The sequence below is a fragment of the Roseateles sp. DAIF2 genome, assembly GCF_015624425.1.
Lineage (GTDB): Bacteria > Pseudomonadota > Gammaproteobacteria > Burkholderiales > Burkholderiaceae_C > Kinneretia.
On the sequence record NZ_CP049919.1, the window covers coordinates 3,687,165 to 3,709,848 of the forward strand.

Annotated in this window: 23 protein-coding genes, 2 tRNA genes and 1 pseudogene; 10 read left to right on the plus strand and 16 right to left on the minus strand. The window is 66.1% G+C overall.

Annotated features, from left to right (window positions below; all coding sequences use genetic code 11):
• Positions 1-66 precede the first annotated feature (66 nt).
• From rpoS to surE, 4 genes are all read right to left on the minus strand, one after another.
• Complete coding sequence (gene rpoS / locus G8A07_RS17065; protein ID WP_195797817.1) at positions 67-1,038, minus strand: RNA polymerase sigma factor RpoS; 972 nt, start codon at positions 1,036-1,038, stop codon at positions 67-69.
• Between the two features lie 117 nt (positions 1,039-1,155).
• A complete protein-coding gene (locus G8A07_RS17070) occupies positions 1,156-2,055 on the minus strand; it encodes a peptidoglycan DD-metalloendopeptidase family protein (RefSeq protein ID WP_195793218.1) in 900 nt (299 codons plus the stop codon).
• 37 nt (positions 2,056-2,092) lie between these two features.
• Positions 2,093-2,929, minus strand: a complete 837-nt coding sequence (locus G8A07_RS17075; RefSeq protein ID WP_195793219.1) for a protein-L-isoaspartate(D-aspartate) O-methyltransferase — start codon at positions 2,927-2,929, stop codon at positions 2,093-2,095.
• Positions 2,926-3,675, minus strand: coding sequence for a 5'/3'-nucleotidase SurE (surE, locus tag G8A07_RS17080; RefSeq protein ID WP_195793220.1), 750 nt, complete (start codon positions 3,673-3,675; stop codon positions 2,926-2,928). Before surE ends, G8A07_RS17075 begins: the two co-directional genes overlap by 4 nt.
• A 94-nt stretch (positions 3,676-3,769) precedes the next feature.
• Between surE and G8A07_RS17085 the strand changes: the two genes are divergently transcribed.
• Both G8A07_RS17085 and G8A07_RS17090 read left to right on the plus strand, forming a co-directional pair.
• Positions 3,770-4,747 (plus strand): NADPH:quinone oxidoreductase family protein, encoded by a 978-nt coding sequence (locus G8A07_RS17085; protein ID WP_195793221.1) that lies wholly within the window; start codon positions 3,770-3,772, stop codon positions 4,745-4,747.
• Between the two features lie 113 nt (positions 4,748-4,860).
• The gene (locus G8A07_RS17090; RefSeq protein WP_195793222.1) at positions 4,861-5,616 is read left to right on the plus strand and encodes a response regulator transcription factor; all 756 of its coding nucleotides are present in this window, start codon (positions 4,861-4,863) and stop codon (positions 5,614-5,616) included.
• A gap of 196 nt (positions 5,617-5,812) precedes the next feature.
• Here the strand turns inward: G8A07_RS17090 and G8A07_RS17095 are convergent, their stop codons facing one another.
• Positions 5,813-6,760: a DUF2806 domain-containing protein gene (locus G8A07_RS17095; protein ID WP_195793223.1), complete on the minus strand. Its 948-nt coding sequence runs from the start codon at positions 6,758-6,760 to the stop codon at positions 5,813-5,815.
• A 765-nt stretch (positions 6,761-7,525) separates the two neighbouring features.
• Between G8A07_RS17095 and G8A07_RS17100 the strand changes: the two genes are divergently transcribed.
• Positions 7,526-7,966 carry a hypothetical protein gene (locus tag G8A07_RS17100; RefSeq protein ID WP_195793224.1) on the plus strand — a complete coding sequence of 147 codons (441 nt, stop codon included), beginning with the start codon at positions 7,526-7,528 and terminating at the stop codon, positions 7,964-7,966.
• Positions 7,967-8,006: 40 nt separating this feature from the next.
• Here the strand turns inward: G8A07_RS17100 and G8A07_RS17105 are convergent, their stop codons facing one another.
• Together G8A07_RS17105 and G8A07_RS17110 are read right to left on the minus strand one after the other, a co-directional pair.
• Positions 8,007-8,660, minus strand: coding sequence for a recombinase family protein (locus tag G8A07_RS17105; protein ID WP_195793225.1), 654 nt, complete (start codon positions 8,658-8,660; stop codon positions 8,007-8,009).
• A 183-nt stretch (positions 8,661-8,843) separates the two neighbouring features.
• On the minus strand, positions 8,844-9,308 hold the full coding sequence (locus G8A07_RS17110; protein WP_195793226.1) for a hypothetical protein: 465 nt from the start codon (positions 9,306-9,308) through the stop codon (positions 8,844-8,846).
• A gap of 422 nt (positions 9,309-9,730) precedes the next feature.
• On the opposite strand from G8A07_RS17110, the gene G8A07_RS17115 reads away from it, so the two are divergent.
• The 5 genes from G8A07_RS17115 (at position 9,731) to G8A07_RS17135 (ending at position 13,845) form a co-directional block, all read left to right on the plus strand.
• Entirely contained in the window at positions 9,731-10,384 is a 654-nt protein-coding gene (locus G8A07_RS17115; protein ID WP_195793227.1) for a hypothetical protein, read from the plus strand.
• Between the two features lie 291 nt (positions 10,385-10,675).
• The gene (locus G8A07_RS17120; protein WP_195793228.1) at positions 10,676-11,341 is read left to right on the plus strand and encodes a hypothetical protein; all 666 of its coding nucleotides are present in this window, start codon (positions 10,676-10,678) and stop codon (positions 11,339-11,341) included.
• 423 nt (positions 11,342-11,764) lie between these two features.
• Positions 11,765-12,214, plus strand: a complete 450-nt coding sequence (gene rnhA, locus G8A07_RS17125; protein WP_249937031.1) for a ribonuclease HI — start codon at positions 11,765-11,767, stop codon at positions 12,212-12,214.
• A gap of 49 nt (positions 12,215-12,263) precedes the next feature.
• A complete protein-coding gene (locus tag G8A07_RS17130; RefSeq protein WP_195793229.1) occupies positions 12,264-13,010 on the plus strand; it encodes a hypothetical protein in 747 nt (248 codons plus the stop codon).
• A 76-nt stretch (positions 13,011-13,086) separates the two neighbouring features.
• On the plus strand, positions 13,087-13,845 hold the full coding sequence (locus tag G8A07_RS17135; protein ID WP_195793230.1) for a hypothetical protein: 759 nt from the start codon (positions 13,087-13,089) through the stop codon (positions 13,843-13,845).
• A gap of 85 nt (positions 13,846-13,930) precedes the next feature.
• Here the strand turns inward: G8A07_RS17135 and G8A07_RS17140 are convergent, their stop codons facing one another.
• Positions 13,931-15,028 carry a site-specific integrase gene (locus G8A07_RS17140; RefSeq protein WP_195793231.1) on the minus strand — a complete coding sequence of 366 codons (1,098 nt, stop codon included), beginning with the start codon at positions 15,026-15,028 and terminating at the stop codon, positions 13,931-13,933.
• Positions 15,029-15,159: 131 nt separating this feature from the next.
• Between G8A07_RS17140 and G8A07_RS17145 the strand changes: the two genes are divergently transcribed.
• Both G8A07_RS17145 and G8A07_RS17150 read left to right on the plus strand, forming a co-directional pair.
• Positions 15,160-15,273 carry a helix-turn-helix transcriptional regulator gene (locus G8A07_RS17145; protein WP_371816375.1) on the plus strand — a complete coding sequence of 38 codons (114 nt, stop codon included), beginning with the start codon at positions 15,160-15,162 and terminating at the stop codon, positions 15,271-15,273.
• Positions 15,274-15,404: 131 nt separating this feature from the next.
• Entirely contained in the window at positions 15,405-15,677 is a 273-nt protein-coding gene (locus G8A07_RS17150) for a hypothetical protein (RefSeq protein WP_195793232.1), read from the plus strand.
• 76 nt (positions 15,678-15,753) lie between these two features.
• On the opposite strand, the gene G8A07_RS17155 is transcribed toward G8A07_RS17150, so the two are convergent.
• The 8 genes and pseudogenes from G8A07_RS17155 to uvrC all read right to left on the minus strand — a co-directional run bounded on the left by G8A07_RS17155 (position 15,754) and on the right by uvrC (position 22,672).
• A tRNA-His gene (locus G8A07_RS17155) sits at positions 15,754-15,829 on the minus strand.
• 100 nt (positions 15,830-15,929) lie between these two features.
• Positions 15,930-17,843 (minus strand): SurA N-terminal domain-containing protein, encoded by a 1,914-nt coding sequence (locus G8A07_RS17160; protein WP_195793233.1) that lies wholly within the window; start codon positions 17,841-17,843, stop codon positions 15,930-15,932.
• Positions 17,844-17,947: 104 nt separating this feature from the next.
• Positions 17,948-18,023, minus strand: a tRNA-Val gene (locus G8A07_RS17165).
• Between the two features lie 28 nt (positions 18,024-18,051).
• Positions 18,052-18,354, minus strand: a pseudogene (locus G8A07_RS17170) (HU family DNA-binding protein); the annotation flags it as partial.
• 149 nt (positions 18,355-18,503) lie between these two features.
• Positions 18,504-19,388, minus strand: a complete 885-nt coding sequence (locus G8A07_RS17175; protein WP_371816376.1) for a DMT family transporter — start codon at positions 19,386-19,388, stop codon at positions 18,504-18,506.
• Entirely contained in the window at positions 19,385-19,951 is a 567-nt protein-coding gene (pgsA, locus tag G8A07_RS17180; protein ID WP_195793234.1) for a CDP-diacylglycerol--glycerol-3-phosphate 3-phosphatidyltransferase, read from the minus strand. Before pgsA ends, G8A07_RS17175 begins: the two co-directional genes overlap by 4 nt.
• A 75-nt stretch (positions 19,952-20,026) precedes the next feature.
• Positions 20,027-20,566, minus strand: a complete 540-nt coding sequence (locus G8A07_RS17185) for a hypothetical protein (RefSeq protein WP_195793235.1) — start codon at positions 20,564-20,566, stop codon at positions 20,027-20,029.
• A gap of 45 nt (positions 20,567-20,611) precedes the next feature.
• Positions 20,612-22,672 carry an excinuclease ABC subunit UvrC gene (gene uvrC, locus G8A07_RS17190; RefSeq protein WP_195793236.1) on the minus strand — a complete coding sequence of 687 codons (2,061 nt, stop codon included), beginning with the start codon at positions 22,670-22,672 and terminating at the stop codon, positions 20,612-20,614.
• Positions 22,673-22,684: the final 12 nt, after the last annotated feature.

Sequence of the window (22,684 nt, forward strand, 5' to 3'; positions counted from 1 at the left end):
GCGGACAAGCCCGCTTGACTTCGCTTCGCGAAGTCAGCCTACGACGCAGCCTTCGGCTGTCCCAGCTTAAAAGATGGCGTCGCGGCTGATGCCATGCCGCATCATATTGCGCTTGAGCTTGTTCAGCGCCTCGATCTGGATCTGGCGAATGCGCTCGCGCGTCAGACCCAGGCGGATCGCCAGCACGTCCAGGGTCTCGGGCTCGCGGTCGGCCAGGCCATAGCGGCCCGCCAGCACCTCGCGCTCGCGCTCGTTCAGCGAGGCGAGGCCATGGGCCAACAGGGCCTCCAGTTCATGACTCAGGCGCAGCCCCATCGGATCGACGGCCTGCTCGTCGGCCACCAGGTCCATCATCGACTCGCCGCCCTCGCCGTTGCGGTCGACCGGCGAATCCAGCGAGCTGGGCAGCTCGGCATAGGCCAGCAGCTCGGCCACATGGGCCAGCGGCTGGTTCAACTGGGCGGCGATGTCCTCGGCGCGCACCACGGCCTCCTGGCCGTCCTGGCTGCGCAGCGCCTCCAGCGCGCGGCGCGCCTTCAGCACCTGGTTGAGCTCGCGCACGATATGCACCGGCAGCCGCACCAGGCGCGCCTGATGCATCAGCGCACGCTCGATGCTCTGGCGGATCCACCAGCTGGCATAGGTCGAGAAACGGAAGCCGCGCTCGGGCTCGAACTTGCCGATCGCATGCATCAGGCCGAGATTGCCCTCCTCGATCAGGTCGCTCATCGGCAGGCCGCGGCCGAGGTAGTTCTTCGCGATGCTGACCACCAGGCGCAGGTTGTGCTCGATCATCGCCTGGCGCGCGGCGAACTCGCCGGCGCGGGCGCGCACCGCGGTGTCGTATTCCTGCTGGGGCGTCAGCAGCGGGGTGCGACGGATGTCGCGCAGATAGGCCTGCAGCGCATTGCCGAGATCGACATCGGCGGCCGGGGCGCCTGCACTGCCATTGCTGCGCAAGGCGCTGGCATCGTCATCCTCATCGTCGGCCGCGGGTGGCGCGGCGGCGGAGGCGTTCAGTTCGTCGGCACTGCGCATCGCCTCCAGATCCGGCACCAGCAGCGGCGCGGGCGGCACGAAGGAGGAGACATGGTGGGGCGATGGAGACAAAGAAGAAGACGGCTTCATGATCCCTGCGCATCGCCCCCATGCTGGCTAACGAGATGGCAGCAACCGCGCCGGATCGATGGGCTTGCCCTGCTTGCGCACCTCGAAGTGGAGTTTCACCTGGTCGGCGTCGCTGGAGCCCATCTCGGCAATCTTCTGTCCCTTGCGCACCGCCTGGTCTTCCTTGACCAGCAAGGTCTGGTTGTGCGCGTAGGCCGTCAGATAGGTTGCGTTGTGCTTGATGATGACCAGATTGCCGTAGCCGCGCAAGCCCGAACCTGCGTAAACCACGCGGCCATCGGCGGCGGCCAGCACCGGATCACCGGCCTTGCCGCCAAAGGACAGGCCCTTGTTCTTGACCTCGTCGAAACCGGCCGTCACCGAGCCACCGGTGGGCCAGCCCCAGGGCAGGTCGTCGTCGCCATTGGCGGCCGCGGTGGGGGCCGGCGGCGCGGTCACCGGGGCCGAGGCGGCCGGCGATTGCGGCGCGGAGGCGCCGGTGGCGGGCGTGCCGGGCTTGCTGTCCAGCGGACGGCTCTCGACCTTGGCCGAGGCGACCGGACGCGCATTGACCGCGCCGGCATCGACGCCAGGCGTCACCACACGCAAGACCTGACCCACCTCGATGCGGTTGGCGTTCTCCAGCTCGTTCCACTTCACCAGGTCGCGCCAGTTCTGGCCGTTGTCCAGCGCGATGCGGATCAGCGTATCGCCCTGCTTGACGGTGTAGTAGCCGGGCTTGCCGGCGTTCTCGGCGCCGGGCAGCGGCTTCACCTCGGGCGCGGCGGGCGTGCTCGAAGCCGGCGCGGGCGTCGCGGGACGGGTCTGCGCGCCGACCGGCCGGTCCTCGACCGGCGCCTTGTGTTTGGGCGAGGCGCAGCCCACCACCAGGGCGGCGAGAGCGAGCGAGGCCAGGCTCGCGGAGATCCGGTTCAGGTTGTTTTGCATGCTTGAGGAAGCGTTGCCAGGCGCCAGGGGCGCGGAATCACAGGACGCCCGATTTTAGGGGCACGAAAAGCACGGGCTCATGAAGCGTCCGGACCAGGCGCGAAACGCCCGCCTCCACCAGGTGATCGACGACCACCAGCACCTGGCTGCGCCCACCCGGCGCGAGCATCGGCGCGACCAGCCGGCCGCCCGGCGCCAGCTGGGCCAGCCAGGCCTCGGGCAGGTCCTCGCCGCCGGCCGCCGCGATGATCGCATCAAAAGGCCCGGCGCCGGCATGACCGAGCCGCCCGTCGCCATAGATCAGGCGCACCCGGCCGCCCAGGCGCAGCGCCTCCAGGTTGGCGCGCGCCTTCTCGTGCAGCGGCTTCAGCCGTTCGATGCTGAGCACCTGGCGCGCCAGGCAGGCCAGCACCGCGGCCTGGTAGCCGCAGCCGGTGCCGATCTCGAGCACGCGACCGAGCTGCCCCTGCGCGCGCGCGTTCGCGCCGGCCATCAGCAGCTCGATCATCCGCCCCACCACCGAGGGTTTGGAGATGGTCTGGCCATGCCCGATCGGCAGGCTGGTGTCCTCATAGGCCTGGATCGCCAGCGCGGTGTCGACGAACTCATGCCGCGGCACCGCCGCCAGCGCCTGCACCACGCGCTCGTCCTTCAGGCCCTCGCGCTGCAGGCGCTGCACCATGCGCAGGCGCACGCCGGCCGAGTCCATGCCCAGGCCGCTGGGCGCTGCCTGGCGCGCCGCATCCTGCGCGGCCTGCTGCAAGTGGCGCTGCGGGCGCAGCAGCTCGCGCGGCTGCGCCTTGGCCGCCGGCTGCGGGCTCAGCTTGTCCAGCGGCAGCGGGAAACGCCGGCGCGGCGCCTCGCCAGTGCTCATGTGGGCAGGCCCAGGCGCTGACGCCAGGCCGGCATGCCAGCATGGTCGCTGAGGTCCACCTGCAGTGGCGTGATCGACACCATGCCGTTGGCGGTGGCGTGGAAATCGGTGCCTTCGCCCGCCTCGCGCGCATCGCCGGCCGGGCCGATCCAGTAGATCGTCTCGCCGCGCGGGTTGGTCTGGCGGATCACCGCCTCGCTGGCATGGCGCCGGCCCAGGCGCGTGATGCGGCGCGGCAGCGTGGCCGCGTCGGGCCGGTTCGGCATGTTGACGTTCAGCAGGAAGGCATGGCCGAGGCCGCCGGCCAGCACCTGTTCGATGATCGCGCGCGCGGCCTGCGCCGCGGCCTCGAGCTCGACCCAGCCCTTCTCGACCTGCGAGAAGGCGATCGAGGGGATGCCGAACAGGAAGCCTTCGGTGGCCGCCGCGACGGTGCCCGAATAGAGCGTGTCGTCGCCCATATTGGCGCCGTTGTTGATGCCCGAGATCACCAGGTCGGGCCGGTAGTCCAGCAGGCCGGTCAGCGCCACATGCACGCAGTCCGAGGGCGTGCCGTTGACATAGCGGTAGCCGTTGGCCGCGGTGAAGACCGACAACGGGCGGCTCAGGGTCAGCGCATTGGAGGTGCCGCTGGCATTCTGCTCGGGGGCAATCACGTCGATCTGGCCCAGCCCCTCGCAGGCCTTCACCAGGGCCGCCAGGCCCGGTGCCAGATAACCATCGTCATTCGCAATCAGGATACGCATGGCCGGCATTGTAGGCAGCACGTCACCTCGGCGACCCCTCATCAACCCGCGTCTGCCTATCATGGCCCGCAGTCCATTCCGAGGAGCGAACAAGATGCAAGCCTGGCTGTGCGAGAACCCCGTCGGCGTCGAGGCGCTGAGCTGGAAGGCGCTGCCGACGCCCGAGCCCGGACCGGGCCAGATCCGCGTCGCGATCCGGGCCGCCAGCCTGAACTTCCCGGACCTGCTGATCGTGCAGGGCAAGTACCAGATCAAGCCGCCGACGCCCTTCGTACCCGGCGCCGAGTTCGCCGGCGTGGTCGAGGCGGTGGGCGATGGCGTCTCTCATCTGCGGCCGGGCGATGCGGTCGCCGCCTTCGCCGGCACCGGCGGCTTCGCCAGCCATGCGGTGATCCCGGCCGCGCAGGCCCTGCCGCTGCCGCCGGGCTTCGCCTTCGAGGATGCCGCCGCCTTCATCTGCACCTATGCGACCAGCCACCATGCGCTGCTGGACCGCGCCGCGCTGCAGCCGGGCGAGACCGTGCTGGTGCTGGGCGCGGCCGGCGGCGTCGGCACGGCCGCGATCCAGATCGCCAAGGCGACCGGCGCGCGCGTGGTCGCCGCCACCTCGTCCGATGAGAAGAACGAGCGCTGCCTCGCGCTCGGCGCCGATGCCGCGATCAACTACGGCCGCGGCCAGCTGCGCGAGGCCCTGAAGACCCTGACCGAGGGCAAGGGGCCGGACGTCATCTACGACCCGGTCGGCGGCGAGCTGAGCGAGGCCGCCTTCCGCTCGATCGCCTGGCGCGGCCGGCATCTGGTGGTCGGCTTCGCGCAGGGGCAGATCCCGGCGCTGCCGCTGAACCTGGCGCTGCTGAAGGGCGCAGCGCTGGTCGGCGTGTTCTGGGGCGAGTTCGCCAAGCGCGAGCCGCGCCGCAATGCCGAGATGCTCGCGCAGCTGGCCGCCTGGTATGCCCAGGGCAAGATCAGGCCGGTGCTGGATCGCGTGCTGCCGCTGGCGGAACTGCCCGCGGCCTTCGCGCACATGAGCAGTCGCCAGGTGGTGGGCAAGGTGGTGTTGACGACCGGCTGAGCCCGCCCCGGGGCGCTCTGCGCAACATCTGGCTACGCATGCCCTACTTTCGCGGGGCATTCGGCGTGCCCGTTGTACGCTAGGATGAGCCGCTGCGCGGAGCCCCTCACACCATGGCCGTCAAAGTACTGATCATCGAAGACAACCCGGTTGCCCGAAGCTTTCTCTGCCGAGTCGTGCGGGAGAGCTTCAGCGACGCGATGGAGATCACCGAGGCCGGCGATCTGGAAGGCGCCCGCCGGCATGTGGCCCGCCTCGGCCACGAGAGCCCCGAGCAGGGCTTCAAGCTGATCCTGGTGGACCTGGAACTGCCCGACGGCAATGGCATGGAATTCCTGGCCGAGCTGGCCGGCTCGCCCGCCGTCAAGGTGGTCACCACCCTCTATTCCGACGACGACCATCTGTTCCCCGCGCTGCAATGCGGCGCCGACGGCTACCTGCTGAAGGAGGACCGCTTCGAGGTGCTGGTGGAGGAGCTGCAGCGCATCGTGCGCGGCCAGCCGCCGCTGTCGCCCGCGATCGCGCGCCGCCTGCTCTCGCATTTCCGCCCCGGCTCCTCCGGCGACAGCGGGCCGATGAGCCTCTCCGGCGGCCTGAACTCCGGCTTCAGCCCGCTCTCGTCCAGCGCCAGCGGCCATGCCGGCCGCGGTGTCGTGCTGGACCCGCCGCCCGAATGGGAACGCCTGACCCCGCGCGAGAACGAAGTGCTGACCTATCTGAGCAAGGGCTTCACGATCAAGGAGATCGCGAACCTGATGGGCATCAAGTGGTTCACCGTCAACGACCACATCAAGTCGATCTACAAGAAGCTCAATGTCTCGAGCCGCGCCGAGGCCGCGGTGCTGGCCAGCAAGCAGGGCCTGGTCTGATTCCCGTTTAGGGGCAACGATATAGCTCCGCTTCGACCTCTCGATTTCTGTGCCACCAATGTCTGCCTCGGATGAGGCGGAACGGATTGAAACACAGCCTTTAGGGGCCTGCAAGGGGCCTTTCGTGGCGCGGATTTGGCACAAGATTGGCACAGATTTGGCACACGAATCCGGCCGGTCAACAACCCTTCAGTCCTTACTTGTCAGCAGGCGCCGGATCGTCGAGGGTCACCTCTATGTCGGCGTTATACGCCTTGGCGATCAAGTCCAACACGCGCCGATCGAATTCGGGACGGACCAGCCTAGAGAGTTGTGCACCGACCGAGGTCAGGCGCAGTGCGAAAAATTCAAGTGCATTGGACTTGTGACGTTGAGTCAGTCGGAACCTTCCACCAGGAAAGACAAGAACCATTGACATCGCCTCGGCTTCAGCCTTGCCATTCCACATTGCAGCGTAAGGCATTGCGCCATCAACATCATGGAGCAGTCCCGCTTCTTGAAGCGCATACAGCGTTGAATGTGGCAGCCCTATTGGCTTAAGCCAATCGACCGCTTCGAATCCTCGTCTAGGCGTTTGCAGGATATGTCCCTTTGCGTCCACACATATGCTGCAAAGCGTCTGAAATGCATGTGCGTCATCCTTGGTCAAGCTCGCCATCACGGAAAGAGCCCGAAGGGAATACGACCCAGGCTGTTCGACCTCACCAGCGAGGACTCGCGCGAATAACAACTGCATTTCAGCATCTGACACATCCGCACCGAAGCGAAACAGAGCGCGACACCAATCGTCAGCAACAGGACTATCGGACGCTGTCGAAGGGCCATTTTCAATTGCGAGCTCGGCAATCGCTTCAATGTTCTGCTGGCGCTGTAGTTCGGACTGAATGAGGCGCTCTCGGGTTCGGCGAGCGAGTTGTTCATCTGCATCTGCCAACGCAATCTTGGCTTCGATAGCTGACGCAACCTGAGCCCTCGCCTTGGCTTCCTCGACCTCAATGGCAGCCACGCCTAGCACCTTCGCTTCGTAGGCTTTGGCGTCAGCCTCGTTTCGAATGGCGCGTGGCCGGTACAGCGTACCGACACCCCTTACTACCGCGTCAATCAACTTCTCAGCAGGCTTGCCGAGACCAGTCAAATCTTCCACGTCTTGCCTCCCTTGCGCCTGAACACCATGCAATCCGCGACGCTTCCCGGATCGTCTGTCTAGCGGCGACTCGCGCGCGATGTTTTGCCTCGAATTTTCCTGCGGGTTCTGGACAAGCCCAAAGCGCAATTTACCCCCGTGCCCCCTCGTTTCCCAACGAGATGACCTAGCTGCGCGGCGCTCCCGGACGTATGCCCATATCACCGGATCGTTCCATTCTCGGAACGGTTCCACACGCGGGACGGTCCGTTCTACGGCAGCCGCAGACAATGATACAGCGCCCCGTCTGCCCAGGAATCTCCGGGCTTCCGCGCAACGTCAGGACTCGCGAAAGTCTCTCCCGTCAGCCCTCCCGAGAGGAGCCCTCTGTCTGGCCACAGCGGCAAGGAGCGAATCATGAGAATGAAGCTTGACGACTGGAGTCTATGGGACGACTTCGTGGGTCGCATCGTGGTTCGTGCTGACCGCATGGTCAGGTACATTGGCGAGTTGCCCGGCCGTGCATCCCCAGCCGCAGACATTGCTCGGCCGGGCTGTCTGGCGGCGCTATCGTCCGCGCCGGGCGGTCTGGATCGACTCTGACGGCTTCATCATTCGCATGAGCCGCGTGGAGTTGCAAACCGACCGCTTGACGAAGCACACGGCATAACCGAGCGCCAGCCCGCAAAGACCAGCACACCGGTGGCGCAACTGGAGACGTTCAAAGCCACCGCCTTTACACGCGCTGCTGCGCTGGTGAGGTTGCATGGCCACATGGACAGTCTCATGTGGCTCTGGCTGGCCGGAGAGTTCTGGGCGACCACCGAGGGCGGCAAGCGCGAGCTAGTGGGCCTGCTGCGAACCTACGACGACTGGCGACCGATGATGCGGCGCCATGAGGCCCGGACGTGGCAAGACCTGCCGGAATGGCTTCCGGCTTGGCGAGGCTACGACGCGGGTTTCAATGAAGACGGCCTGGCGTACACGATGGACCGAGAAATGGCCCGCGCGTGTCCCTTCGTGGCGCGCTATCGGATGGCCGGTCTGATGCTTGTCCTGCACTGCGTCTGGATCAGCAAGGAGGACTGCATCATCAAGATGGACCAAGGGCGGACTGAGGTGCTTGCCCGCATCGTGAACGAGAGCAACGGGGTAGCTCTGGACCTGAGCGTGTCACCGGGCGCCTTCGCGGGCATTCCGCGCTTGCCGGCGACTGTGGCGGTCTGAATCAGTGCCGAGGTGCGTAGGACCGCGAGGCCCTGCGGCTTCAGCCTTCGGCGCCCTTCGTGTCCCGCAGCTTGACCGCGCGCAGGATGGTCGAGCGGCTGGCGCCGGTCAATTCCTGCACCTGGTTCCAGGTCTTGCCTGCGCCGAGCAGTGCAACGATGTTCTCGTGCCGCTTCTGGTCCACTTGGCGGCCCCTATACAGCCCCTGGGTCTGAGCCTTCGCAATGCCCTCCGCCTGACGGCGGCGGCGGTCGGTGTAGTCCTTGCGGGCCATCACGGCCAGCATGTCCAGCAGCATCGCGTTGACGGCCTGAAGGATCAGCTCTGTGGGGTCGGCCTCCTGGCCCGCCCGACGTGCCGGCGAGGCCCGCATGGCCCCGTGGCTGGTCGGCAGGTCCAAGGCAACCACCCTGACACCCTTGGCCTTGATGGCATCCTTCAGGGCCTCCCAATCGTCCACGCTAAGGCGCGACAGGCGGTCCACTTGCTCCACCAGCAGCACGTCGCCGGGATGGCAGTCAGCCAACAACCGGAACAGCTCAGGCCGGTGCAGCTTCGCCCCTGACTCGTTCTCCGCATACCAAGAAGCCACCACGCGGCCATGCCCTGCGGCGAATTGCGCCAGTGGCTGGCGGGCGCGCAGGGCGTCTTGGTCTTCAGTGCTGGCACGCAGGTAGGCGCGGACGTGCGACATGCGGAACCCATTCAGTTTCGTTTAACTGGTTCGCATTATGCAAGTTTCGTTTGAGTAAATCAATTACGGAAACGGAACCAGTTTGGCGCCCCTGGGAAGCTGCGCTGGCTGGTGTCGTCAAGGCATACCGAAAGCGAACCGAAAGGCAGCCACTGTTGCTACGAGCGCCCGCTTGCTTCTCAGCTATGCCCCGGGCTCCCAGCCACAAGCACAGCGCCTTCCCAAGAGGTGCATCCAGGGTTGCCCGCATAGCCCGAGGCGCAGAGCTGGTCGCTCAGTACCGGATGACGGAACGCACACTCGCCCCTCGCCTTCCATTTCGGCTTGGAATCGTTCATCCACATCCATGCTCGCGAGGAACTCATCCAGTTTCCGCATGACAACCGGATTGATTGGTGGGTCTTCCACACCCGGTCGAGGCTGCGCCATCTGCTCGGCCAGTCGCTGCTTGGCCGCTACCCGCGTCTTCCGCGTACCGCGCTTCACCGGCACATAGCCTCGCCCCTGCTCCATACGTCGCGCCTGGAGGGCTTCGAACAGGCCCGGCTCTTCCTTGATGTACTTCAGCAACGTCCCTCGGCTGATGCCGTACTTCTTGGCCGTCGCCGCCAGGTTGACAGGCCCAACGGGACTGCGCAGTTCGGTCATCAAGTTGAGCCAGCCCCTCCCAGTAAGGGCAACCATGGAGCCAGCCGGCCGACCTGGCCGCTTCGATTTCGGTTCACTCGCCATGCGGTCAGTGTACGGAATTAATTGAACACTTTCGCGTGACACCCAACACGCCGCCAGCCCACACTAACACTGGGAAAACGGCCGACTCCGCATCTTCAGGCGCGACACGCGCTGAACCTGTATATGAAGACCCACTTTGTCCTGCCGAGGTACTGAACACTTTCACGGACTCGCCAATCAGCGGAAGACCCCATGAACACTGGGCTCTCCCGTCACGCCCCATGCAAAACCCTCCCCTTCAGCACCTATTACTAGAGAAGGCGGGACTGCGCGATTGCGCATCCGCGTCCTCGACGCCCCACCAGCAACCCCAACCGACAAGGAGATTCCGAAACGCGATGACCCCCACCGACACGCAGCAGGGTGCAAGCCGTGACCCCGCTCCGCCGCGGTTCCTGCCCTGTCAGCCCATAGCGCACCTCCAGGCCACCTGCACTGGCCGCACTTCGCCCACCGCCGCCGACCTCGAATCCTTCGACGTTGACGCCTTCCTTGCAAGCCTGCCTTCCTGGAGGGACTACTGCGAGCAACCATCCCGGGACTCCGACCGCAGCATCCGAGGCAGTGCTGGCCGGCGACTGCGAGACGGCCTATCCGCACGGGTGTCTGACGAGTTGCTCCGAGAGATTGCCAGCGACACCTTCGGGGCCGTCCGCTGCTCGCAAAAGTACCTGAATGCCATGCGCGTCGTCCTGGGCAACCAGGCTCACGCCGAGCAGTTCGGTTACCTGCTTGAGATGAATACGAGGACCAGCTTCGCTACCGAGAAGGTCATGCGGACCATCCTCGGGCAGATGGACCAGGCCGGCGTCACCTTTAAGAAGCAGGCCGTCCTGGGCCAAGGCCGTGTGCAGGCCGTGCACTGCTACCGCCGCCGACCCGCCAACGTCGACCCCGCTGCACTGCTGAATGCCCTGTATCGGCGGACAGAGAGCGAAAACAGTGACTGGTGCGCATCCCCAACCATTCCCGCGTATGAGGTTCCGTACTGACCAGCCGCCTTAAGGGCGCAGTACCTAGAGGGTTCCATCCTTGTGGCGACTTACTACGCAGCCACACCGGCACCGCCATCGAACGAGCCTCTTCGAGGTTCAGGCCCCGTTGACCCCTGAAGGGCAACCAGTGGCACGGCCGAATGCTTCCGCGCCTGTGCGTGCGGGGGGATGCGGTCTGTTTCCGGGTCATCAGGCCATCGGCCGACCTCACTCCCATCCCTTTGCAACCACGTTCAGCCAGCCCCACACGGGGAACTCGGCTGAATCACCCCTACCCACTCCATTCCTATGACACACCACTGCACCGTTCCCCACTGCGACCAGCCCACCTCTGGGCGGTCGAACAAGTGCAACGCCCACCGCCTGGCCCTTCGTCGCCACGGGCATCCGCTTCAGACCGGCATCAAGGTCACCGAGTTCGGCCCCTACCGGGACACCATCCGGCGCCTCTGGCGGGCCAACGATGCGTCTCCACTCTGGGAGGTCGTGAAGGCCCGTTGGGGCCGCTGCCTGGGCCATGCGCAGGCCATCCTCGGCGACTACGCCCGCGGGGTCGCTTGCAACCGGCACGAGGTCCAGGCTGCCGATGAGCTGCTGCGCCTGGACAGCAACGTCCCTTTCGAGGATCTCGCCTCAACTGCGCTGGCGCTGTACGTCTACGCCGCCGACCAGCCGTATCGCTTTAAGAGCGACGATGCCTTCCGCTTTCAGGTCGTGCGCAAGGTCCGCGGCCTGGACGACCTCGCCATCGGCAAGACCTGGAACAACAAGCGCCGGTCGATGCGCAGCGTGTACCGGGACCTTCCCCCACGCGCAGTTCTCCGCCTACATGCCTACCTTGGGGCCGTCTTTGGCGAGGCCGGCATGCTGCTGCGGGATCACGCGAAGTCACGGCCGAAGCTGGAGGCCACGGAGGCCCGCACGATGGCCGATGCCGTGAGGTCGCTGCGATGAGCGGTACTAGGCGCAATCGCTGGGACCCGGAGGTCCCCTGGGAGGTCCCGCGAGACCTGCGCTGGCCCCTACCCGCTGGTATGCAGTGGGCGGCGGCGGGCCGCTGCCTGCGCCTCGGACCCGCAACGCCCGCACAGGTCATCCGACCGGAGGACTGGGGCGATGCGGTCGCCGGCCGCGTCCAGGCTGTCGCGCTGGTCTCGGCCATCCACGCACACGCGCTCTGCATCGGTCACCTGCCCTCAGGCTACGCCATCTACACCCGGCGCCCTGCGCTGGTCCACATGAGCCTCGGGGATCACCTCACCGTCCGCGTGGCCAAGTCCCGCGCGGGAGAGCTTTGGGCCGCCCCCTTGGCGCGCGTGGTCGGGCCACCGCAGCCACCAGCCGCACCAGGCAACCAACCTACCTACTGAACTGACCATGACCACCAACATGACTGAAAAGCCACCCGTCACCATCTACACAGACGGCGCCTGCAAGGGCAACCCCGGCCCGGGTGGCTGGGGCGTCTACATGCACAACGGCACGAAGGCCAAAGAGCTGTGGGGAGGGGAGGCTGCGACCACGAACAACCGCATGGAGTTGATGGCGGCCATCAAGGCGCTGGAGTTCTTTCCCACACGGCGCCGGCTGACCATCCATTCAGACAGCAAGCTCCTCATTTCAGGGATGACTGAATGGCTTCCCGGCTGGGTCGCTAGGGGATGGAAGAAGGCGAAGGGCGACACCGTCGAAAACCTAGCCCTTTGGCAGCGGCTGTACACACTTGCAGCGCAGCATGACGTGTCTTGGCGCTGGGTCAAGGGGCACGCAGGGGACCCTGGGAATGAGCGCGCAGACACGCTGGCAAACCTGGGTGTAGCGCGCTAGCACCGAAGGCATAATCGGCCGCACAAGACCAGCACGGCAAGGGGGGTGAATGCAGCTTCAGACCGCAACGGTGATTGCCGGATCGGAGACTCCAGCCGGAGATGGGCAGTTCGGAGCTATGCGCTGCGTCATTACCCTGCCTGATGGAAGTCGGCGCGCAGCAGTCATTAAACGCGGACCTGTTGGAGAAATTGCCGCAGAGGCGTTTGGCGCGCTCGTGCTGGCCGCTTGGGGACTTCCCGTTCCTGAACCATTTCTCATCGACGAGGCGACGGGCCCCGCGTTCGCCACCGCTGACGTTGGATACCCTAATCTCAAAAAGAGGCTCGGCCTGGACTCGCTCCCTGATGGACCTGCCAAAGCTGCTGCCCTACAGATTGCGGTGCAGCTCGCCGTCCAACTGCCGAGCACTCCTCTTGCTGTGGTGGCTGATGAAGCCATCAACAACCGCGATAGGAATCTGGGAAACATCCTCTGGGACGGGCAATCAGAAGCGTGGATTGACCACGCGCTCGCGCTCGGCGAGCACCCAGAAGGCTATCCAGATAGAAACAAGCTCGCCGAAATGGCATGCATGGCCGGGGACCACGACCGCGTGAGCCGAGCAGCAGTGGGCCAAGCCTTGGCCGTCAGCGCCTCTCCGTTGGTACCGGCAAACGATGCGATGCCAACCGCACTGCAAGGAAGAAACCACGCCGCGTATGTCGCGGCACGCCTCAACAACTTAGCCGCTCGTGTACTGGATCGGTTTCCGAAGCCAGCGGACCTTTTGACCAATGCAAATCAGCCAGCCTGAGCTTACAAAGGCGCCTCCGCGCTGTGCGTGGAGACCGCTGTTCTGGGAGCCCGTTGCCGGCACTGGCGAACGGCTCATGATTGGATTGATCCACAACTTCGGAGGAGAAGTCGGTGCAGCTCGGCTTATTCGCGACGATGTTCTAGAAGGGCTCTATGGCAAAGCAGCAGAAGGCGTGCAACGGCTTTTAGAGCATGCCCTCAAGACGTACGTTGCTGCCGCTCAAGCCAGCACAATTGGTGATGTTGGCATCAGCATGATGGGCCTGCATCCCGGCGAACTGAAGGAGACCGAGGTCAAGTCCCTAACCGAGCTACTTCATGTCGCGGCACTGCTATACAGCAGCCTCGCCAGTGTCGACAAATTGGACGAGCTGGAAGAGACTGATGCACCTCAACAGGAAGACGTGAACCGACGATTCAGTACGGAGGTCCGTGGGGGCGTAGGTGCCTTGAGGCCCGACTTGCTGATGTACTTTGGCAAAGGCGGGCGGCTAGTCCCTGGAGGCCAAATCGTTAGATTCGGGTACTTCAGCCCCAAAGCCGTCTTGCACTTCACGGTCCTCAATGCCGTAAGACAGCCAGCAGGTGTCCGTGACGCACGTGCACGCCTGTTTGAGCTACAACGCGCCCGCGACGTTGCAGGAATAGGAAGCGCAGCGCTCATCGCTGCCGTGCCCCGCGATGACGACCCTACCCTCGGGCCCAAGCAGCGTGAACAGCTAAAAATCAATCGGGCAGAAATCGAAAACGAGGCGGACGCAGTGTCCATGAAGTGGTTTGCGGTCTCTGCCGTCCCGGAAGCTGTCGCACGCGTCATTGATGTGGTGACTTGAAGCGGCTGCTCTTGCTTGACCGACCGTAGCCCTTTTCGACCGGCCAAGGGCACTACCAAACAGCAACGACAGCTCGTCGCAGCTCCTACAGCTCAGATCGGCCTAGTTCCTCACTACAGCCCGGAAGCACCAAGGACGCAAGGCGCTGCGCGAGTTGTGAGGCCGAGAGATGGGTGTACCGACTCAGCATAGACAAGCTCTTGTGGCCCGTTATGGCCTGGAGTTGCTGAACGCCGAGTTGCCCGGACGAGGCCCAAAACGTCGCGGCCGTGTGTCGCAACGCATGCAGCGGCAAGTCCACCGCGAAGGACTCGTCAGGCTCAATCCCCTCAGTCTTGCAATCGTCTTCGTACATTGCTCGCGCCCGCTTCACCGTGGCAATGAATCGGATGCTGACGTACACCGCCGAGTTCAGCGGAAGCAACTGCGCATCGTCTTCCTTCGGCGCCAGCACCAGCAGACGGCGTAGCGCCTCGACCGAAACCGGGCACAACGGGACATCACGAGCGCTGCCGTTCTTGGTCACGCTGAGGTGCGCCACCCGGGCCTCAAGGTCCACGTCGCAACGCCGCAGGCCGAACAGTTCGCCTCGCCTCATAGCACTGCGCGCAAGCAGCACGATAGCGGGCCTAATCCACACCGCCTTGCTACGGTCGGCTGCGGCCAGCAGGTAGCGCATTTCGTCGTCCGACACCACTCGGGTCCTCGCAGGCGCCGGCTTCGGCCACACGATTAGGCTGGTAGGGTTGCGGTCGAGCCACTGTCGCTGCTTCACCGCATAGGTGAACACGCAAGACAACAGCGTGATGTCCTTGCGGACGGTCCCCGCACTCAGGCCGCGCTCCAGGAGGCCATCGCGCCATGTAGCCAGGTCATGCGGGGTAACGTGGTCGATGGCCTTGGTGGCCCACGGGAGTGCCTCGTAGGCGTCCCAATGCCGTTCGTAGTACGGCGCCCCACGCAGCTTCGCCCCAACGGTCTTACGGTACTCCTGGACTGCTTCCCGGAGGGTCGGTGCAGGCGCTTTCTCGGGCACCCATAGGCCCGCTTCAAGCTCCGCCTGAGTCTTGCGCCCCCAGCGCTCCGCATCGCTGCGCCGCTGAAACGTCTTGGAGACCGCCGGGGCGCCCTGGACGCGGACGCGCGCGAGGAATCTCCCTCCCCGTTCGACGATTGATGCCATGCCAATGTTCCTTCTCGATCAAGTCGTTGGAACATTGGTGGCACAAGCGCCAAAAACAGCCTTCTGCGGTCAATTTCCGGGCGCCATCGATGCCGCCAAGCTGTTGATTCCAAACAAGAATCGCGAACCTGATGGGCATCAAGTGGTTCACCGTCAACGACCACATCAAGTCGATCTACAAGAAGCTCAATGTCTCGAGCCGCGCCGAGGCCGCGGTGCTGGCCAGCAAGCAGGGCCTGGTCTGAGACCCTGACGCTAAATCTCGCCCAACAAGGCCCGCCGCGATCGCTCGCCGCGGGCCTTTTGCTTGGGGCGTACGTTGGGCCCGGGCGCTTTATGCTGGGCAGGCCTTGCCACCCACCACGGAGCGCCTGCCATGCCCTCTTTTGCATTCACCACCACCCTCGTCACCAAGCTAGCCGCTGCCGGCGCCGGCCTCGCCCTGCTAGCAGCCGCCGGCGCCTGGCTGCTGCGCCCGGCGCCCGCGCAGGCACAGCCGGCTCCGCTGGGAGCCCCGGCGGCCTGCCAATGCACGGTCAGCGAGCTGAAGATCGGCGGCTCGAGCTATGCGCCGATCTCGAACTGTCAATGCGGCGCCCTGCAATGCGTCGCCTACGGCAGCAACCAGCTGCAATGCCTGCGCCCTTGAGAACACCGCAACGCCAAACTCAAGCAAGCCAAAAAGGAAAAGGGCCGGTGTCTTTCGACACCGGCCCTTTATGTTTTGGGGTGGCTAATGGGACTCGAACCCACGACAACCAGAATCACAATCTGGGACTCTACCAACTGAGCTATAGCCACCGCAGAGCCTATGATTATAAACAGAATTTAAGCGCTGCAAAGAGATTTCTGCAATTTGCGCTTAAAAAGTTCTGCCTACCCTCTCGGCCACGCGCGCCGATCAGGGCGCGACGCCCGATGCCGCCGCGCTGGCGGGCGCGGTGATCTTGGTCTTGTAATGCGTCTTCAGTGCGTTGTAGTAGGCCATCGACTCGGCCGCGGCCCAGGCCTGGGCGTACTGCTGGGTCGCACGCGCCTCGTCGATCACGGCCGGATCGCGCGGCAGCAGCTTGTTGATGCGGGCCACGACATACAGGCCTTCGCCGCTGTCGACGCCGACATAGGACGGCAGCTTCGCGACATCGGCGCGCAGCAGCTCGTTCAGCACCTTGGGCGGCAGATTGGCTGGCTTGGCGCGCGACACCACCAGCGGCGCCTCCAGGCCCGCGGCGTCGCCGCTCTTCTGCAGCGCGGCCAGGCGCTCCTTGCCCTGCTTGATGGCGGCCTCGCCGGCGAGCTTTTGCATCAGCTGGGCGCGCACCTGCGCCTTCACGTCGGCCAGGGCCGGCAGGCGGCTCGGGTTGTGCTGCACGACGCGGGCGGACGCGATCTGGTTGGGGCTGGTCTCGACCGCCTCGGTGTTGCGCTTGTTGCGCAGCGCGTCGTTGCCGAACACCGCCTCCAGCAGCTTGGCCGAGGCCAGCGGGCCGGTCGCGCCGGGTGCGGCCTGGCGCTGCACGACGGCGGTCTGGATCGTCAGCTTGAGCTTGTCGGCGGCCGGCTTCAGGCTGTCGGACTGCTCGTAGACCATATTGCTGAACTGCTCGGCGGCCTCGGAGTAGCGCTTCTGGGCCAGCTGCTTGCGCACCTCCTGATCCAGCTCGGCGCGCACCGCGTCGAAGCTCTTCTTTTCGCCGCCGCGCACGCCGGTCAGTTGGATGATGTGATAGCCGAAGTCGGACTCGACCACATTGCTGATCTCGCCCTGCTTCAGCGCATAGGCCGCGTCCTCGAAGGGCTTGACCATCGCGCCGCGCGGGAAGAAGTCCAGGTCGCCGCCGCGGGTGGCCGAGCCTTCGTCCTGCGAGTTCTTCTTGGCCAGCTCGGCGAAGCCGGCCGGGTTCTTGCGCGCCTCGGCCAGCAGCTCGTCGGCGCGGGCCTTGGCCTTGCTCTTGTCGGCGGCCGGCGCGTCCTTGTCGGCCTTGATCAGGATATGGCTGGCGCGGCGCTCCTCGGCGACCGTGTAGCGCGACTGGTTTTCCTCGTAGTACTTCTTCAGGTCCTCGTCGCTGACCGTGACGCCGCCCTTCAGCGACTCCAGGTCCAGCACCAGGTACTCGATCTGCGCGGTCTCGGGCAGCTGGAAGCGCGCGCTGTTGGCGGGCTCCTTGTAGAAGGCCTCGACCTCCGCATCGCTCGGGTTCACCTGGGCCAGGAAGTTCTTGGCATCGAAGACCTGCAGCTGCAACTCGCGCTGCTGCAGCAGCGCGTCGAAGGCGGCCGCGGCGTTGGCCTTGCTGGCCACCGCGGTGCCGGCCACGCCCAGCATCACCTGGCGCAGGGTCAGGTCTTGCCGCAGGCGCTGCGCGAACATCTCCGAGCTCATGCCCTGGGCCTGCAGCATGTTCTTGTTGACGGTGCCGTCCGGGTTGCGCAGGAAGGCGAACTGCGGATCGGCGCGGAACAGCTGCTGCAGTCGCTCGTCGCTGATCGTCAGGTGCTGGCCGTTGGCGGCGGCGAGCATCACGCGCTCGCGCACCAGCTGGTCCAGGGCCTCGCGCTTCACCTCCGGCGAGTCCAGCAGCTTGGCATCCAGGTTCGGCATCTGCGAGCGCATGCGCTCCACCTGGTTGCGATGCGCGGCATCCCACTCGGCCTGGGTGATCTTGCGGCCGTCGACCGTGGCCACACCCTTGTTGCTGCCATCGATGAAACTGCTGTAGCCCTCGACGCCGACCAGCACGAAGGCGGGCAGGATCAGGATCAGCAGGATGAGCTGGAACAGGCGATTGTGCTTGCGAACGAAATCAAACATCGAGAACCTCAGATGGGGCCGCGACGCGCCGGACGGCGCCGCGCTCAAACACGACAAAGGCGAACTCGCGGTTCGCCTTTGCGTGCTGGCATTCTAGCCAGGTATGGTGGGTGCTAACGGGCTCGAACCGCTGACCTACTCCGTGTAAGGGAGCCGCTCTACCAACTGAGCTAAGCACCCGGTCGAAACCGGTAGGAAGACGCAAGCCTTAGTTGACCGCGTCCTTGAGCGCCTTGCCGGGGCGGAACTTCGGCACCTTGGCGGCCTTGATCTTGATCGTGTCGCCGGTGCGGGGGTTGCGGCCGCTGCGAGCCGCGCGCTTGCTGACGCTGAACGTTCCGAAACCCACCAGGGACACGCTGCCACTCTTCTTCAGCGTCGTCTTGACGCCGCCAATCAGCGCCTCCAGCGCACGCCCGGCGGCGGCCTTGGAAATATCGGCCTGCTTGGCGATGTGCTCGATCAGTTCGGACTTGTTCACAAATAACCCCCTCAAAAGGATTTGGAGATGGCTCGCTTGGCGTTCCGCGCCGTGATGGCATTGGGCTCGGGGAAGCGGATTCTAGACGTATTCGCAGCGCCCGCTGAGCAGGGACAAGTCCCGATACAAAGACGGGGCTCGCCGGTCGCCCGCGCCGGGCGATTTCAACCCCCGTCGCTTCATGCGCGCCGCACCACCCAGAACACGCCCAGCGCGCTGAGCCCCATGCCGCACCAGGCCAGCGGCCCAACCGGCTCGCCGAACAGCAGCCAGGCCAGCAGCGCCGCACAGGGCGGGGTCAGGTACATCAGGCTGGTCACGCGCGTCGCCGCGCCGCGCTGCAAGAGCAGGTAGAGCAGCGAGCTGCCGCCCAGGGTCAGCACCAGCACCGACCAGGCCAGCGCGAGCATCAGGTCGCGGTGCCAGACCATGGGCTCATGCTCCAGCCCCCAGGCCAGCGGCGCGCTCAGCAGGGTCGCGGCCAGCAGCTGGATCAGCAGCGCGCTGCGCGCATCGCAGGGCTTGACGAAGCGCTTCTGATACAGCGCGCCGACCGTGATCGCCGCCAGCGCGGCGCAGGCCAGCGCCAGATTCGCCGCGTTCAACCCGCCCGCGCCGAGCTTGCCGCCGACCACCAGCACCAGCCCGGCAAAGCCCAGCAGCAAGCCCCACCATTGCAGGCCGCGCAGCGGCTCGCCGCGCTTGTTCAGCCACAGCGCGGTCAGCAGCGGCTGCAGCCCGGCGATCAGGGCCATCGTGCCGGCGCCCATGCCCTGCTTGACCGCGGCCCAGCCGCCGATCAGATAGAGCGCATGGGTGGTGAAGCCCAGCACCGCCAGATGCAGCCATTGGCGCGGCTCGGTCGGCCAGGCGGCGCCGGCCAGCCAGACCCAGAGGCCGAAGCAGGCGCTGGAGATCGCGAAGCGCAGGGCCAGGAAGCCGATCGGCGGCGCATGCGGCATGCCCAGCCGGGCCGCCACGAAACCGGTGCACCAGATCGCGACGAACAGCGCCGGCATCAGCGCCACCCAGCGCGCCGGCGCCGCACCGGCGGGCGCGCTCACTTGGCCTTGGCGCGGATCTCGGGCAGCGCTTTCTGCAGGTAGTACACCATCGACCAGATGGTCAGCACCACCGCCGCGTACAGCAGCCAGGTGCCCCACAGCCGGGTGTCGATCAGGCCGAACAGGCGGCCGTCGAACAGCAGGAAGGGAATCGCCACCATCTGTGCGGTGGTCTTCAGCTTGCCGACCATGTGCACCGCGACGCTGCGCGAGGCGCCGATCTGCGCCATCCATTCACGCAGCGCCGAGATCGCGATCTCGCGTCCGACGATCACGAAGGCCACCAGCGCATTGACCCGCCCCAGCTCCAGCAGCACCAGCAGCGCCGCGCAGACCAGGAACTTGTCGGCCACCGGATCGAGGAAGGCGCCGAAGGAGGAGGTCTGGTTCAGCTTGCGCGCCAGATAGCCGTCCAGCCAGTCGGTCAGCGCCACCAGGATGAACAGCACGGTGGCGAACAGATTCTGATGCGCCGGCGCCAGTTCCAGATAGAACACCCCGACGATCAGCGGAATCGCGACGATGCGGGCCCAGGTCAGCAGGGTTGGCAGGGTGAAAAACATGCGGGCATTGTGCCCGAGCCTGGAGCCTCTCCAGGCGATGTCGCTTTCATGCCAACGCCGGTGTGGCGCCCGGCCTCACTGGTCCAGCGTGCGCGGCTTGAAATGGCGCTGGTCGTTGAACAGGAAGGTCTCGCTGAACTTCCAGGGCTTGGGCATGCGCGACACATCGCCGAAGGGCGCGGCGCGGTGCAACGCGTCGATCGCCAGCTGCACCGTGTCGCGCGCCTGGCCGGGGTAGCGCAGCACATGGATGTGCTTGATGCTGCCGTTGGCATGCAGCTCGACCTCCAGCACCGGAATCGCCAGCAGCGGCTCCGGCACCTCGCCCAGATAGACCCGGCCCGGGTTGGCCGCGACCAGGCGCTCGGCCGCCTGCACCCGCAGCTCCAGCGCATTGCGCACCGGCCGCGGTGGCCCCAGCTTGGGCTGCGCCGGCTCGGGCGCCGGCGCGCCGGGTCGCGCCCCCTCGCCGGAGGGCTGGGTCGGGCTGGGCGCGGGCTGGGCCGTCGGCCCCTGCGCGCCGGGGCGCGGCACCGAACAGCCGGCCAGCGCCGCCAGGGCGCCGAGGCTGAGCCAGGTGGCCAGGCGGCCGAGGGTGGTCTCGAAACGGGTCACGGGGATCTTCTTTCCTGAGTCTCAAACATTCTTCATGCGCGCCGCTCAGTGCAGCGCGCGGTAAATTTCTTCAGCCAGCTCGCGCGAGATGCCCTTGACGCTGCACAACTCATCAACGCTGGCGGCGGCCACGCCGCGGACACCACCGAAGCGCTGCAGCAGCTGGGCGCGCTTCTTCGGCCCGACGCCCGGCACATCCTCCAGCCTGGAGCCGCCGGTGCGGGCCGAGGCGCGCTTGGCGCGCATGCCGGTGATCGCGAAGCGGTGCGCCTCGTCGCGGATCTGCGCCACCAGCATCAGCGCGGCCGAGTCGCGGCCGAGATAGACCTTCTCGCGCCCGTCGGCGAACACCAGCTCCTCCAGGCCGACCTTGCGGCCCTCGCCCTTCTCGACGCCGACGATCAGCGACAGGTCCAGGCCCAGCTCCTCGAACACCTCGCGCGCCATCGCGACCTGGCCCTTGCCGCCGTCCACCAGCACCAGATCCGGCAGCCGGCCGGTGCCGAGCTGCGCCGCCTCGGCCAGCTTGCTGTAGCGGCGCGTCAGCACCTGGCGCATCGCCGCATAGTCGTCGCCGCCGGTGATGCCCTCGATGTTGTAGCGCCGGTACTGGCTGCTCTGCATCTGATGCCCTTCGAACACCACGCAGGAGGCCATCGTCGCCTCGCCGGCCGTGTGGCTGATGTCGAAACACTCGACGCGGAAAGCATCCGGCTCGGCCACGCTGAGGTCCAGCGCGTCCAAGAGCGCCTGGGTGCGGGCCTGCTGCGAGCCCTCCTCGGACAGCAGACGCGCCAGCGCCAGCTCGGCCCCCTTGACGCACATCTCCTGCCAGATGCGACGCTGGCCGCGCGGCTGGGCCTGGGTCGTGATCTTGTAGCCGGCCTGGGCGGTCAGCGCCTCGGCCAGGCCCTCGTCGACCGGCTCGCTGACGACGATCAGCGAGGGCACCTGCGCATCCAGGTAATGCTGGGCCATGAAAGCCTCCAGCACCTGGCGCTCGGGCGAGCTGCGCGGTGCCTCAGCGCCCTCATCACCCTCATTGCCCTCGTCCTCCACATCGGCCAGCCGCACCGCGGTGGCCTCCTCCACATGCTTGGGGAAGTAGGCGCGGTCGCCCAGATGCCGGCCGCCGCGCACCATCGCCAGGTTGACGCAGGCGCGGCCGCCCTGCACCTTGACGGCCAGGATGTCGACATCGCGGTCGCGCCCGGTGGCGCTGTTCTCGTCCACCGCCTGCTGCTGCAGCACCTTGGCCAGCGACTGGATCTGGTTGCGCACCTCGGCCGCCAACTCGTACTCGAACTTCTCGGCATGCGACATCATCAGCGCCTGCAGGCCATCCATCACCTCCTGGGTCTCGCCCAGCAGGAAGCGTTCGGCATTGCTGACATCGCGCCGGTATTCCTCGGTCTGCCCCTCGGGCACGCAGGGGCCGGAGCAGCGCCGGATCTGGTACAGCAGGCAGGGCCGGCTGCGGTTGTTGAAGACCGTGTCCTCGCAGGTGCGCAGGCGGAACACCTTCTGGATCAGCTGGATCGACTCCTTCACCGCCCAGGCGCTCGGGAAGGGGCCGAAGTAGCGGTGCCGCTTGTCGACCGCGCCGCGGTAGTAGCTGACCCGCGGCCAGGCATGGCCCGAGAGGCGCAGATAGGGATAGCTCTTGTCGTCGCGGAACAGGATGTTGAACTTGGGGTTCAACGCCTTGATCAGGTTGTTCTCCAGCAGCAGGGCCTCGGCCTCGGTGCGCACCACCGTGGTCTCGAGCCGCGCGATGCGCGCCACCATCAGGCCGATGCGGGTGCCGCCATGGTCCTTCTGGAAATAGCTGGAGACGCGCTTCTTCAGGCTTTTGGCCTTGCCGACATACAGCACCTGGTCCTGCGCGTCGAAGTAGCGGTAGACGCCCGGCAGCCCCGGCAGCGCCGCCACCTCGGCCAGCAGTTTGTCACGCACCGCGCGCGCCGCCGCCTCCACCTCGGCCACGCGCTGCGCCTCGGCCGCCTCGATCTGCGCGCGCTCCTCGGCCCATTGGGCTTGCTGCTGGGCGCCGAGTTGCGCGGTGTCGGTCGGATCGGTGGCGGGCGGAACGCTGCTGGCTTGCATGGGGCGGGATTG

Excerpts from the sequence above, each read along its gene's own strand:
- rpoS (WP_195797817.1), bottom strand. The coding sequence starts at position 1,038 with ATGCGCAGTGCCGACGAACTGAACGCCTCCGCCGCCGCGCCACCCGCG.
- G8A07_RS17070 (WP_195793218.1), bottom strand. The coding sequence starts at position 2,055 with ATGCAAAACAACCTGAACCGGATCTCCGCGAGCCTGGCCTCGCTCGCT.
- G8A07_RS17075 (WP_195793219.1), bottom strand. The coding sequence starts at position 2,929 with ATGAGCACTGGCGAGGCGCCGCGCCGGCGTTTCCCGCTGCCGCTGGAC.
- surE (WP_195793220.1), bottom strand. The coding sequence starts at position 3,675 with ATGCGTATCCTGATTGCGAATGACGATGGTTATCTGGCACCGGGCCTG.
- G8A07_RS17085 (WP_195793221.1), top strand. The coding sequence starts at position 3,770 with ATGCAAGCCTGGCTGTGCGAGAACCCCGTCGGCGTCGAGGCGCTGAGC.
- G8A07_RS17090 (WP_195793222.1), top strand. The coding sequence starts at position 4,861 with ATGGCCGTCAAAGTACTGATCATCGAAGACAACCCGGTTGCCCGAAGC.
- G8A07_RS17100 (WP_195793224.1), top strand. The coding sequence starts at position 7,526 with ATGTGGCTCTGGCTGGCCGGAGAGTTCTGGGCGACCACCGAGGGCGGC.
- G8A07_RS17105 (WP_195793225.1), bottom strand. The coding sequence starts at position 8,660 with ATGTCGCACGTCCGCGCCTACCTGCGTGCCAGCACTGAAGACCAAGAC.
- G8A07_RS17110 (WP_195793226.1), bottom strand. The coding sequence starts at position 9,308 with ATGACCGAACTGCGCAGTCCCGTTGGGCCTGTCAACCTGGCGGCGACG.
- G8A07_RS17115 (WP_195793227.1), top strand. The coding sequence starts at position 9,731 with ATGACCCCCACCGACACGCAGCAGGGTGCAAGCCGTGACCCCGCTCCG.
- G8A07_RS17120 (WP_195793228.1), top strand. The coding sequence starts at position 10,676 with ATGACACACCACTGCACCGTTCCCCACTGCGACCAGCCCACCTCTGGG.
- rnhA (WP_249937031.1), top strand. The coding sequence starts at position 11,765 with ATGACCACCAACATGACTGAAAAGCCACCCGTCACCATCTACACAGAC.
- G8A07_RS17130 (WP_195793229.1), top strand. The coding sequence starts at position 12,264 with ATGCAGCTTCAGACCGCAACGGTGATTGCCGGATCGGAGACTCCAGCC.
- G8A07_RS17135 (WP_195793230.1), top strand. The coding sequence starts at position 13,087 with ATGATTGGATTGATCCACAACTTCGGAGGAGAAGTCGGTGCAGCTCGG.
- G8A07_RS17140 (WP_195793231.1), bottom strand. The coding sequence starts at position 15,028 with ATGGCATCAATCGTCGAACGGGGAGGGAGATTCCTCGCGCGCGTCCGC.
- G8A07_RS17145 (WP_371816375.1), top strand. The coding sequence starts at position 15,160 with ATGGGCATCAAGTGGTTCACCGTCAACGACCACATCAAGTCGATCTAC.
- G8A07_RS17150 (WP_195793232.1), top strand. The coding sequence starts at position 15,405 with ATGCCCTCTTTTGCATTCACCACCACCCTCGTCACCAAGCTAGCCGCT.
- G8A07_RS17160 (WP_195793233.1), bottom strand. The coding sequence starts at position 17,843 with ATGTTTGATTTCGTTCGCAAGCACAATCGCCTGTTCCAGCTCATCCTG.
- pgsA (WP_195793234.1), bottom strand. The coding sequence starts at position 19,951 with ATGTTTTTCACCCTGCCAACCCTGCTGACCTGGGCCCGCATCGTCGCG.
- uvrC (WP_195793236.1), bottom strand. The coding sequence starts at position 22,672 with ATGCAAGCCAGCAGCGTTCCGCCCGCCACCGATCCGACCGACACCGCG.